This window comes from Sulfitobacter sp. TCYB15, assembly GCF_040435955.1.
GTDB lineage: Bacteria > Pseudomonadota > Alphaproteobacteria > Rhodobacterales > Rhodobacteraceae > Sulfitobacter > Sulfitobacter pontiacus.
The window spans coordinates 491,652-503,555 of the sequence record NZ_CP159193.1 but is presented as its reverse complement, the minus strand read 5'-3'; the positions used below and the strand labels follow the sequence as shown (position 1 = coordinate 503,555).

At 55.2% G+C, this 11,904-nt stretch carries 4 protein-coding genes, 4 tRNA genes and 3 rRNA genes; 3 read left to right on the top strand and 8 right to left on the bottom strand.

Features of this window, described 5'->3' with window-relative positions:
- Nucleotides 1-29 precede the first annotated feature (29 nt).
- Nucleotides 30-1,463 (bottom strand): NAD(P)-dependent oxidoreductase, encoded by a 1,434-nt coding sequence (locus ABM428_RS02345; protein WP_037942908.1) that lies wholly within the window; start codon nt 1,461-1,463, stop codon nt 30-32.
- A 229-nt stretch (nt 1,464-1,692) separates the two neighbouring features.
- On the opposite strand from ABM428_RS02345, the gene ABM428_RS02340 reads away from it, so the two are divergent.
- Nucleotides 1,693-2,496, top strand: a complete 804-nt coding sequence (locus tag ABM428_RS02340) for an undecaprenyl-diphosphate phosphatase (RefSeq protein WP_132997425.1) — start codon at nt 1,693-1,695, stop codon at nt 2,494-2,496.
- Nucleotides 2,497-2,551: 55 nt separating this feature from the next.
- On the opposite strand, the gene ABM428_RS02335 is transcribed toward ABM428_RS02340, so the two are convergent.
- Nucleotides 2,552-3,535, bottom strand: coding sequence for a complex I NDUFA9 subunit family protein (locus tag ABM428_RS02335; protein ID WP_353628124.1), 984 nt, complete (start codon nt 3,533-3,535; stop codon nt 2,552-2,554).
- 214 nt (nt 3,536-3,749) lie between these two features.
- Between ABM428_RS02335 and ABM428_RS02330 the strand changes: the two genes are divergently transcribed.
- Nucleotides 3,750-3,835 (top strand) — tRNA-Leu (locus ABM428_RS02330).
- A 297-nt stretch (nt 3,836-4,132) separates the two neighbouring features.
- The gene (locus ABM428_RS02325) at nt 4,133-5,269 is read left to right on the top strand and encodes a Hint domain-containing protein (RefSeq protein WP_353628123.1); all 1,137 of its coding nucleotides are present in this window, start codon (nt 4,133-4,135) and stop codon (nt 5,267-5,269) included.
- Nucleotides 5,270-5,492: 223 nt separating this feature from the next.
- Here ABM428_RS02325 and ABM428_RS02320 read toward each other — a convergent pair.
- The 6 genes from ABM428_RS02320 to ABM428_RS02295 all read right to left on the bottom strand — a co-directional run bounded on the left by ABM428_RS02320 (nt 5,493) and on the right by ABM428_RS02295 (nt 11,364).
- Nucleotides 5,493-5,569 (bottom strand) — tRNA-Met (locus tag ABM428_RS02320).
- A 69-nt stretch (nt 5,570-5,638) separates the two neighbouring features.
- A 5S ribosomal RNA gene (rrf, locus tag ABM428_RS02315) occupies nt 5,639-5,753 on the bottom strand.
- A 181-nt stretch (nt 5,754-5,934) separates the two neighbouring features.
- A 23S ribosomal RNA gene (locus ABM428_RS02310) occupies nt 5,935-8,800 on the bottom strand.
- A 603-nt stretch (nt 8,801-9,403) separates the two neighbouring features.
- A tRNA-Ile gene (locus ABM428_RS02305) sits at nt 9,404-9,480 on the bottom strand.
- A 100-nt stretch (nt 9,481-9,580) separates the two neighbouring features.
- A tRNA-Ala gene (locus ABM428_RS02300) sits at nt 9,581-9,656 on the bottom strand.
- A 248-nt stretch (nt 9,657-9,904) separates the two neighbouring features.
- Nucleotides 9,905-11,364: ribosomal RNA gene (locus ABM428_RS02295) — 16S ribosomal RNA — on the bottom strand.
- The 16S, 23S and 5S rRNA genes sit together here with 3 tRNA genes alongside, the layout of an rRNA operon.
- Nucleotides 11,365-11,904 lie beyond the last annotated feature (540 nt).

Below are 11,904 nucleotides of genomic sequence, written 5' to 3'. Positions count from 1 at the left end.
AGGCGCGAAATATCAGTTGAAAGGGGCGCTTATTCGGCCGCGATGGCCACGCTGGCCCCCATCTTTTCAAGGATCGCCTGCGCACAGTCGCGCCCGTCCTTGATGGCCCAGACCACCAGCGACGCACCGCGCACGATATCGCCCACGGCATAGACGCCATCCAGCTCGGTCGCGCCGGTGATATAGTCGGCCTTGACCGTGCCCCAACGGTTGACCGGCAGCTCGGGCGTGTTCCACAGCGTGGGCAGGTCTTCGGGTTCAAAGCCAAGCGCCATGATCACAAGATCCGCCTCTTCGACATAATCGGCACCCTCGATCACCTCGGGGGCCTGACGGCCCGAGACATCCGGCGCGCCAAGGCGCATCTTTTGCACGACGACGCCGGTCACCGGATCACCGACGAACCCTTTGGGCGCGGACAACCATTCGAAGACCACGCCTTCTTCCTCGGCGTTTTGCACTTCGCGTTGCGAGCCGGGCATGTTGGCGCGGTCACGGCGGTACAGACATTTGACCGAGGTCGCCCCCTGACGGATCGAGGTCCGTACACAGTCCATCGCGGTATCACCGCCGCCGATCACGACGACGCGCTTCCCTTGAGCATTGAAACGGCCGGAATCGAATTCCTCTACCTTGTCGCCAAAGCTTTTGCGGTTGCTCACGGTCAGGAAATCAATCGCGCGCTCAAGGCCAACGCCGCCGACGCCGGGGGCTTGGATGTCGCGTGTTTTATAGACGCCCGTCGCGATGATCACGGCGTCATGCTTGGCGCGGATATCGGCAAAGCTGATGTCGACGCCCACATCGCAGTTCAATTCAAAGTTAACGCCACCTTCGGCCAGCTGGTCGTTGCGGCGCATGACGACATCTTTTTCCAGCTTGAAACCGGGGATGCCGTAGGTCAGCAAACCACCCGCGCGGTCATAGCGGTCATAGATGGTGACCTGCACACCCGCGCGGCGCAGCACGTCGGCTGCGGCCAGACCACCGGGGCCCGCGCCGATGATACCAACGGATTCGGCGCGTTCGGTCTTGGGCTTGATCGGCTGCACCCAGCCATTTTCCCACGCGGTATCGGTGATGTATTTCTCGACCGAGCCGATGGTCACAGTGCCGTGGCCCGATTGTTCGATCACACAGTTGCCTTCGCACAGACGGTCCTGCGGGCAGATGCGGCCGCAGATTTCGGGGAAGGTGTTTGTCGCCTGGCTGACCTCATAGGCCTCTTGCAGACGCCCTTCGGCGGTCAGGCGCAGCCAGTCGGGGATGTTATTGTGCAGCGGGCAATGGGTCTGGCAATATGGAACGCCACATTGGCTACAGCGGCTGGACTGCTCCTGCGCTTTCTCATCCGCGTATTCCGCATAAATCTCTTTAAAGTCTTCACGACGCAGATTCGGCATCCGCTTTTCGGGCATATCCCGGGAAACCGTTGTAAACTTGAGCATTGGCTGCTTTGCCATCTTGGATCTCTCCGCCTGAAACACGTTGCTGCCCCCTCATACACAGGGGCCAAACGATTATAAAGGCAGCATTGCTGACCTATATGCGGTTTATTTTATATCGACCCCAAAACTCCCGCAAATTTATCACATATTTATGTCCGTTACGGACCCAATTACAGGCTTTCCTTCCAGCCCCCCAAAGTTATACGCCTATGGCATCGCCAATGACCCAAAGGCCGGCCCCCTTATGACCCTGTTCCAACTGCTGCTTGTCGCAATCATTCAGGGTCTGACAGAGTTTCTGCCCGTCTCTTCCTCGGGTCATTTGATCCTGCTGCCCACGCTGACCGGCGGGCCGGATCAGGGGCTTGCGATTGATGTCGCGGTGCATGTGGGCACGCTTCTCGCGGTCGTGCTCTATTTCCGGTCCGAGGTCGCAGAAGCCACCATCGGGCTTGGTCGCCTGCTGCGCGGCAAGATGGACACCCCCGGCGCTAGGCTGGCCGCCCTGCTGATCCTCGCAACACTACCGGTGCTGGTCGCCGGGCTGGTGATCAAATTGCTGGGGATTGACGAAATGCTCCGCTCTGTCGCGGTGATCGGCTGGACCATGCTGCTTTTCGGTATTGTGCTCTATTGGGCGGATCACACGGGGCGCAGCGATCGGGAGTCCGGCGACTGGGATGTCAAAGGTGCCGTCTGGATGGGACTGGCGCAGGCGATGGCGCTGATCCCCGGCACGTCGCGGTCGGGCATCACCATCACCGCCGCCCGCAAACTGGGCTACGACCGCGCCAGCGCTGCCACACTGTCCATGTTGATGTCGATTCCCACGATCCTCGCCTCTGGCGCGCTTTTGTCACTGGATGTGATCGGGCAAGCCGACGCGCAGCTCGCGCGCGACGCGTCGATCGCTGCGGGCTTCGCCTTTGTTGCCGCACTGGCGGCACTGGTCCTGATGATGCGCCTGCTGCGCAGCGTGAATTTCACCCCTTATGTGATCTACCGCATCCTGCTGGGGGCAGCGCTTTTGGTATACGCCTACAGCTAACGCAAAAGGCCCCGCCGTCGCCGGCAGGGCCTTTCCAAATTCGACATCGAAATCGTTAGGTCCGCAGGTTCTTCGCGGATTGCTTGATCTCGTCATACTGGCCCGAGGGGCGGAACCGCCACAGGTACTCGGGCAGGACGGAGCCCATGGACACGGGGCTGATCCCCAAAGCATCAAAGCCCTGCGCCCCCTCGCCCACAACATTGTCATGCGCCAGGTTCTTGACCTGATCACGGGTCAGCGTGTTGTTCTTGACCAGGCCGAGCGTCACCGATTGCAACACATCAAGGCCAAAGGCGATCACCCGCGCCACGAAAGTCGGCAAGGCGACAACCATGCGGCGACGGTTCACCACGTCAAGCATACGTTGCATCAGGCCGCGAAAGCTTTCGACCTCGGGGCCACCCAGTTCGTAAATACCGGCAGCGGCCTTGCCTGTCACCGCAAGCTCCGCCGCGTGGGCCACATCATCTACATAGACGGGCTGGAACAGCGTATCCGCCCCTACAGCAGGGATCGCGGGGCTGATCCGCGTCATACCGGCGAAACGGTTAAAGAAGTCATCCTCGGGGCCGAACACGATCGACGGGCGCAGGATAACAGCCTGCGGCATATGCTTGAGCACACCGGCCTCTCCCATCGCCTTGGTCTGGGCGTATTCGCTATCCGCCTCGGCATCCGCCCCGATGGCAGAGATTTGCACCAAACGCGCGATCCCTTCGGCGGCGGCCAAGCGCGCAATGCGTTCCGCGCCGTCGGCCTGAATGGCGTCAAAGGTGTTCTTCCCCGCCTCGGCCAGAATACCGACGCAGTTCACCACCGCATCAGCGCCCTGCAGCGCATCGCGTACCGAAGCGTCATCACGGATGTTGCAAAAGACCGGTTCGACCTGGCCGACAGTGCCGTAGGTGCGCACAAACAGCGCCTCGTTCGGGCGACGCACCGCGACGCGCACCCGCCATCCCGCCAACGCCATGCGACGAACGATATACCGCCCCACAAACCCGGAGCCGCCGTAAACCGTGACCAGCTTTGCCATGATGATACCCCTGACCAGAAAATCTAGCGCTACAGATACATCCAGCCCCCCTCGGGAACAAGCAGCAATTCCGGCAGAGATCGCCTCGAAAGCCCGTCCCACCGCACCAAACCTCGGTTTTCCGGATTTATTTTCACACCGTTTCATTTTGTTGCGAGAATCCAATTGACACCCCCGCCCCACAACAATAAACGCTCCCTCACAACCCCCCTGTGCCCAGGTGGCGGAATGGTAGACGCGCTAGCTTCAGGTGCTAGTACTGGCAACGGTGTGGAGGTTCGAGTCCTCTCCTGGGCACCACTTATCCCCGATAAGTCGCTGTTTTGTTTCACTGCTACCTAGTGCTGCCTTGGCGATCGTTGTCCCTGCCCATCGAACTGCCCTTTCAAATCAGCATCGCATCTGCGGCATACCCGCCACCATCGACAGCGCCAATAAAGACGCCCCACTGGCGTCAGGCCCGCTTCACATCCATGTGATATGTCAAAAGTTAAGTCGATTTGTCGCCACTTATCGCTAATGAAATTGCAAAAATTGCTATAAACTAGGCTGGTCCGGATCATTTGACCGACCCACAGGCCACCAGAGGGTAAAGACATGGCGAGCTTTTTTGCGTTTGGTATCGATGTTATCAATAATCCCGCTGTGTCCACAAACTCCAGCGCAGGCCAAGACGGCGCTGGTCAGATGACACTTTCCGGTGGCAGCCAGCCCTTCGCTGACGATGCCATCATCGAATTCATCACACAGAATGAAACGGCAGACGGTGAACTTGACGGGGGCTCGTCCTTCATCGGGATCAAGGTCTATGCCAGTGCTGCCGACTATAACGCCGGCATCGTCCAATATAATTACGTTCCGATGAACCCCGGCCAATCGGCGAATATCCAAAGCGATGTCAGCGGACTTGGCGACACCTACGTACGGTTCAACGCCAACGTTCTGGTGCCCCGCACTGAAAGCGGTGCCAACGACCCAAGCGCACCGACATTTGGGAATCTACTGGTGGCACCAGGTACCAATGCGGGCGACAATATCGGCACACTCAAGATTGACCGCAATACGGATCAGGATTTTGACGGCGACGGCTCCATCGCATCCGGTACGTTGGAGGATGGCAACGGCAAGTTCTATGTCGGGAACACCGTGCCATGTTTCACCGCGGGCAGCCTGATCGCTACTGCAAAAGGCGACACCCCTGTAGAGCACTTGAAAGCCGGTGACGCTGTCATCACACGCGACCACGGAATGCAGAAAGTCTCTTGGGTCGGTGCACGCCAGCTGACAGCGGCGGAGCTGGTCGTCTATCCACACCTGCGCCCCGTTTTGATCACGGCGGGTGCTCTCGGCGCTGGAACGCCGGAACGGGACCTTATCGTTTCACCCAACCACCGAATATTTCTCTCCGATGCGCGATCGATGCTACATTTTGGTCAGGACGAGGTCCTCGTCGCCGCGAAGCACTTGGTGAATGGTGACACGATCCGGACGTTCACGCCATCGTCTGTACAATACGTGCACCTGATGTTCGAAAGCCATCAGCTTGTGCTGTCGGACGGGGCATGGACAGAAAGCTTTCAGCCGGGAGTAGAGACACTCCAAAGCATCGGCCAAGCGCAACGCGACGAGATACTGGCGCTGTTCCCCTCGCTTTCCGAGGAGATCGGGATACAGCAATACAACGCCGCGCGTAACACGCTGAAACGCCATGAGGCACGCCTGCTGCGGCTCTAGGGCGCGTTCAGGTTTATGGAGTGGAGCGGTTACAGTTTGCGCTCTCGCTGAGGTGTCTATGTGCGAATCTTTGTGTTTACGAAGCATCCCACTTCCGCAAATTCAGCTATAAGTCGCGGTACCTGCGTTACTATCAGGTCACCCCTCGCGCCATCACGTTGGCTCAAAACGCCACAAGGCCCGCAGGTGATGCGGGGTTTTTTATATCGTATTTTTTTGTATTTGGTTGCGGGAGTAGGATTTGAACCTACGACCTTCAGGTTATGAGCCTGACGAGCTACCGGGCTGCTCCATCCCGCGCCGGGTGCCAATGTTTTTGTATTGGCTTATTTATTGTCATCGTTGAGAGATACGTAGAGGTTTTGCTAGGTTTGGCGGTGACCTACTCTCCCACGTCTTAAGACGCAGTACCATTGGCGCAGTAGCACTTAACTGCCGAGTTCGGGATGGGATCGGGTGTTTTGCTTACGCTATGACCACCAAACCGAGTAAAACCTCTATGTTGCTGCTTTTGCCATTGGCAAAAGAGCAACAAGCGGGAGAGAGCGTATCCGAAGGATGCGCGTTCCCGCCCCCTCACCATTCTGGGTGAGGATGTCCAAGTCAGTACGACTGATTGTATGTGTATGCTTTTGTCCTAGTAAGAAGTCTTTCTTCTACTGGATCAAATCAAGCCTATCGAGCAATTAGTACCAGTCAACTGAACGTATTACTACGCTTACATCTCTGGCCTATCGACGAGATGGTCTATCTCGGCTCTCAGGGATACCTTGTTTTGAGGGGGGCTTCCCGCTTAGATGCCTTCAGCGGTTATCCTGTCCGATCATAGCTACCCAGCACTGCTATTGGCATAACAACTGGTCCACCAGTGGATCGTTCACCCCGGTCCTCTCGTACTAGGGGCAACTCCTCTCAAGTATCCTACACCCACGGAAGATAGGGACCGAACTGTCTCACGACGTTCTAAACCCAGCTCACGTACCTCTTTAAACGGCGAACAGCCGTACCCTTGGGACCTGCTCCAGCCCCAGGATGAGATGAGCCGACATCGAGGTGCCAAACACTGCCGTCGATATGGACTCTTGGGCAGTATCAGCCTGTTATCCCCGGCGTACCTTTTATCCGTTGAGCGATGGCCCTCCCACTTGGGACCACCGGATCACTATGGCCGTCTTTCGACTCTGCTCGACTTGTCAGTCTCGCAGTCAGGCTGGCTTCTGCCATTGCACTCAACGAGCGATTTCCGACCGCTCTGAGCCAACCTTCGCGCGCCTCCGTTACGATTTAGGAGGCGACCGCCCCAGTCAAACTACCCACCACACAGGGTCCCGGATCCGGATAACGGACCGCGGTTAGACATCAAGCAGAACAAGGGTGGTATCTCAAGGGAGGCTCCACGCAGACTGGCGTCCACGTTTCAAAGCCCACCACCTATCCTGCACATGTTCGGCCTAATGCCAGTGTGAAGTTGTAGTAAAGGTGCACGGGGTCTTTCCGTCTAACCGCGGGTAACCGGCATCTTGACCGGTAATTCAATTTCGCTGAGTCTATGTTGGAGACAGCGGGGAAGTCGTTACGCCATTCGTGCAGGTCGGAACTTACCCGACAAGGAATTTCGCTACCTTAGGACCGTTATAGTTACGGCCGCCGTTTACCTGGGCTTCAATTCAGAGCTCTCACTCCTCCTTTTAACCTTCAGGCACCGGGCAGGCGTCAGACCCTATACGTCGTCTTACGACTTCGCAGAGCCCTGTGTTTTTAATAAACAGTCGCCACCCCCTGGTTTGTGCCCCCAGCCCCTAGTTGCCTAGGAACCGGGCCTCCTTCTCGCGAACTTACGGAGGTATTTTGCCGAGTTCCTTCAACATAGTTCTCTCAAGCGCCTTGGTATTCTCTACCTATCCACCTGTGTCGGTTTAGGGTACGATCTAGCGATGGAGCTATTTCCAGGGACCTCTAAGCAGCCCATTCAATCCGATAAGGATGAACTACCCTCGAGATCCGTCACTTCCATCTGGCCCAGGAATATTAACCTGGTTCCCATCGACTACGCCTTTCGGCCTCGCCTTAGGGGTCGGCTTACCCTGCTCAGATTAGCTTTAAGCAGGAACCCTTGGATTTTCGGCGAGAGTGTCTCTCACACTCTTTGTCGCTACTCATGTCATCATTCTCACTAGTGATCTCTCCACCGGATCGCTCACGCGCCGGCTTCACAGAAAGCTCCGCGTCTCCAATACCCCGAAGGGCTAAGGAGACATGGAACTATGTCACACTACGCTCTGCTACCATGCAATTAATGCATCCTAAGCTTCGGCTCATGGCTTGAGCCCCGTTACATCTTCGCCGCAAGACAACTTATTTAGACCAGTGAGCTGTTACGCTATCTTTAAAGGATGGCTGCTTCTAAGCCAACCTCCTGGTTGTTTTGGTCGTCTCACCTGCTTTCCCACTTAGCCATGAATTAGGGGCCTTAGCTGTAGGTCAGGGTTGTTTCCCTCTTCACAACGGACGTTAGCATCCGCTGTGTGTCTGCCATCTAGTACTCCTCGGTATTCGGAGTTTGGTTAGGATCAGTAAGCCTGTGGGGCCCCATTACCCATCCAGTGCTCTACCCCCGAGGGTATTCGGATGACGCTCTACCTAAATAGATTTCGCAGAGAACCAGCTATCTCCGAGTTTGATTGGCCTTTCACCCCTAGGCACAGCTCATCCCGATCCTTTTCAACGGATGTGGGTTCGGTCCTCCAATAAGTGTTACCTTATCTTCAACCTGGCCATGCCTAGATCACTCGGTTTCGGGTCTGATCCCACAAACTCAACGCCCTATTAAGACTCGCTTTCGCTACGCCTACACCTAACGGCTTAAGCTTGCTTGTGAGACCAAGTCGATGACCCATTATACAAAAGGTACGCTGTCAGGCCGTAAAGACCCTCCAACTGATTGTAGGCGTTCGGTTTCAGGTACTGTTTCACTCCCCTCGTCGGGGTGCTTTTCACCTTTCCCTCACGGTACTGGTTCACTATCGGTCAGTAAGGAGTACTTAGCCTTCGAAGGTGGTCCTCCGATCTTCAGACAGAATTTCACGTGTTCCGCCCTACTTAATACGTCCAATCATGCTTCTTATACGGGACTATCACCCACTTTGGTTGCGCATTCCAACGCATTCTAACCACATTCATGGCTCGGCTGGTCCCCGTTCGCTCGCCGCTACTAGGGGAGTATCAATTGATTTCCTTTCCTCCGGGTACTTAGATGTTTCAGTTCCCCGGGTTTGCTTTTATAAACCTATGTATTCAGTCTATAAATACCTGTTTCTGCTTACTGATGAACCCACCGTCTGCACCTTGCGAACTTACGTCCTCAAGTAGCAAAGCGGTAGGACAACAATAAACAATCAGGTGGGTTGCCCCATTCAGAAATCCATGGATCAAAGCTTATTCTCAGCTCCCCATGGCTTATCGCAGAGTATCACGTCTTTCATCGCCTCTTACTGCCAAGGCATTCACCAAACGCCCTTTTCGCGCTTGATTTGATCCAGAAAAAGAAAGACTACCTAATATGCCCTACCGCTTCGCTACTTGAGGGCTATTTACACCAACAAACTAACGACGCTGCATAAGGCAGGCAGTCCAACGCGGGAGACAGAAGCTGGTAAGAAACTGTCTTCCCTTATTCCAGATCAAAAGCATACTTTTACCCGCCCACTCTCTAAGAGTGGACAGCGAGTAGTGCATATAGCCTACCTTCCGTGCAGGAAGCAGGCGTCACTACTCTGGTTAGTGTACTTGACTTGGACAACACGTCGCTTTCAGTCGCGATACGTTCAAAAGACCGAGGAAACAGTCAAGTAAACGCCGGCTCCAAAAGGAGCAGCAACCGAGATCATCACCTAACGCGGTGCGATCAGATCGTGTTGTTTGTTACTTCAAGATTACTCTTAAAGTAACTGTATCTCTCTTTACGATGTCAATCAGATGCACTCCAAAGGAATGTCACCCATGCGCTTGCGCGCCGTCCGATTGGACGATTAAGAACTGCGAACAGTGCTTAATGGTCAAATCGTATGCTTGCCCAACGCGTGCTTTGCTGCGCAAAACCCTGTTTGGGCGACGATCTTCAGCTGGCAAAGATCTTGGTGGGTCGAGGAGGACTTGAACCTCCGACCTCACGCTTATCAGGCGTGCGCTCTAACCACCTGAGCTACCGACCCAGCGTGTTTTGCAAAGCAAAACCGCGACGTCCCGGCAGGGCATTCCGAAGGAATGTCCCGAGAGGGACCAGCCCAAGCGGTTATTCAAGGGCCGTATGCTTGGTGGAGCCTAGGAGGATCGAACTCCTGACCTCCTGAATGCAAATCAGGCGCTCTCCCAGCTGAGCTAAGGCCCCAGCGTAGCCCGAGGGCTGCGTGTTACGTTGGCTGCATGAAGCAACCCTACCCCTTACGGGACATTTGCTGCGCAAATACCCTGTCGGGGCTTCGCGCCTCACTGCGTGAGACGCTTGCTGAAGAGATATGAGGACGGCTCGGTCCGAAAGGTCATCTTGCGATGCCTTGAATATGGTCAGTTTTGTTTACTGACCTGCTAAGTGATCTACGAGTGAGAACAAGTTCTCGCTGCTAAGATCATCCTTAGAAAGGAGGTGATCCAGCCGCAGGTTCCCCTACGGCTACCTTGTTACGACTTCACCCCAGTCGCTGATCCTACCGTGGCCGCCTGCCCCCCGAAGGTTAGCGCAGCGTCGTCGGGTAGAACCAACTCCCATGGTGTGACGGGCGGTGTGTACAAGGCCCGGGAACGTATTCACCGCGTCATGCTGTTACGCGATTACTAGCGATTCCGACTTCATGGGGTCGAGTTGCAGACCCCAATCCGAACTGAGACAGCTTTTTGGGATTAACCCATTGTCACTGCCATTGTAGCACGTGTGTAGCCCAACCCGTAAGGGCCATGAGGACTTGACGTCATCCACACCTTCCTCCCGCTTATCACGGGCAGTTTCCTTAGAGTGCCCAGCCGAACTGCTGGCAACTAAGGATGTGGGTTGCGCTCGTTGCCGGACTTAACCGAACATCTCACGACACGAGCTGACGACAGCCATGCAGCACCTGTCACTGCGTCACCGAAGTGAACGCCCGATCTCTCGGGTTAGCACAGGATGTCAAGGGTTGGTAAGGTTCTGCGCGTTGCTTCGAATTAAACCACATGCTCCACCGCTTGTGCGGGCCCCCGTCAATTCCTTTGAGTTTTAATCTTGCGACCGTACTCCCCAGGCGGAATGCTTAATCCGTTAGGTGTGTCACCGAACAGTATACTGCCCGACGACTGGCATTCATCGTTTACGGTGTGGACTACCAGGGTATCTAATCCTGTTTGCTCCCCACACTTTCGTACCTCAGCGTCAGTATCGAGCCAGTGAGCCGCCTTCGCCACTGGTGTTCCTCCAAATATCTACGAATTTCACCTCTACACTTGGAATTCCACTCACCTCTCTCGAACTCTAGACTGATAGTTTTGGAGGCAGTTCCAGGGTTGAGCCCTGGGATTTCACCCCCAACTTTCCAATCCGCCTACGTACGCTTTACGCCCAGTAATTCCGAACAACGCTAACCCCCTCCGTATTACCGCGGCTGCTGGCACGGAGTTAGCCGGGGTTTCTTTACCAGGTACTGTCATTATCATCCCTGGCGAAAGTGCTTTACGATCCTAAGACCTTCATCACACACGCGGCATGGCTAGATCAGGCTTGCGCCCATTGTCTAAGATTCCCCACTGCTGCCTCCCGTAGGAGTCTGGGCCGTGTCTCAGTCCCAGTGTTGCTGATCATCCTCTAAAACCAGCTATAGATCGTAGACTTGGTAGGCCATTACCCCACCAACTATCTAATCTAACGCGGGCCAATCCTTTCCCGATAAATCTTTCCCCCGAAGGGCTTATACGGTATTACTCTCAGTTTCCCGAGGCTATTCCGTAGAAAAGGGTATGTTCCCACGCGTTACTAACCCGTCCGCCGCTCACCCGAAGGTGCGCTCGACTTGCATGTGTTAGGCCTGCCGCCAGCGTTCGTTCTGAGCCAGGATCAAACTCTCAAGTTGAAACACATTACTGCGTATCCTTGACGTCGAACCTCTGCACATCAAACCTGCATCACTTACTGAATGATACAGGCGTTTTCTCCGTTTGAAGTGCTTAAAGTTACCAAAGTAACGAAAAGCCGTCCAAACAGTGAAGCTGACACTCCATCATCGGCCGAAGCCTAAGAGCGCGATATACAGACGTTGATCCATCGAATGAACCAAACCGCCCACATATCTCTTCAGATATCTATCAATTTCAAAGAGCGTCGAGACAAAAGAAACCAAGATGCGCCGTAAACTTCTCAGCGCGCCCCGCCTCAATTACCTCAGAATTTCTCCGCTACGTAAGACCCGAACCGTAACCCGTCGTCCCCGTCTAGCGCCCCGTGTCTGCATGTCTGCGTCTCCGGTAAGGGGCGTTCTAAGGTTTGTTCCAAATACCCGCAACCCCTTTTTTCGGATTTTATCCTTTTCGTCAAAAAACCTTCACAAACGCCTGTTTTATTGACTTTCTGAGCGGCGGAAATTTGTAGCACCAAGTCCCCTCAGGGTATCTCT

What these genes read in the sequence shown, in the direction of transcription:
- ABM428_RS02345 (WP_037942908.1), bottom strand. Translation starts at nt 1,463, where the DNA reads ATGGCAAAGCAGCCAATGCTCAAGTTTACAACGGTTTCCCGGGATATG.
- ABM428_RS02340 (WP_132997425.1), top strand. Translation starts at nt 1,693, where the DNA reads ATGACCCTGTTCCAACTGCTGCTTGTCGCAATCATTCAGGGTCTGACA.
- ABM428_RS02335 (WP_353628124.1), bottom strand. Translation starts at nt 3,535, where the DNA reads ATGGCAAAGCTGGTCACGGTTTACGGCGGCTCCGGGTTTGTGGGGCGG.
- ABM428_RS02325 (WP_353628123.1), top strand. Translation starts at nt 4,133, where the DNA reads ATGGCGAGCTTTTTTGCGTTTGGTATCGATGTTATCAATAATCCCGCT.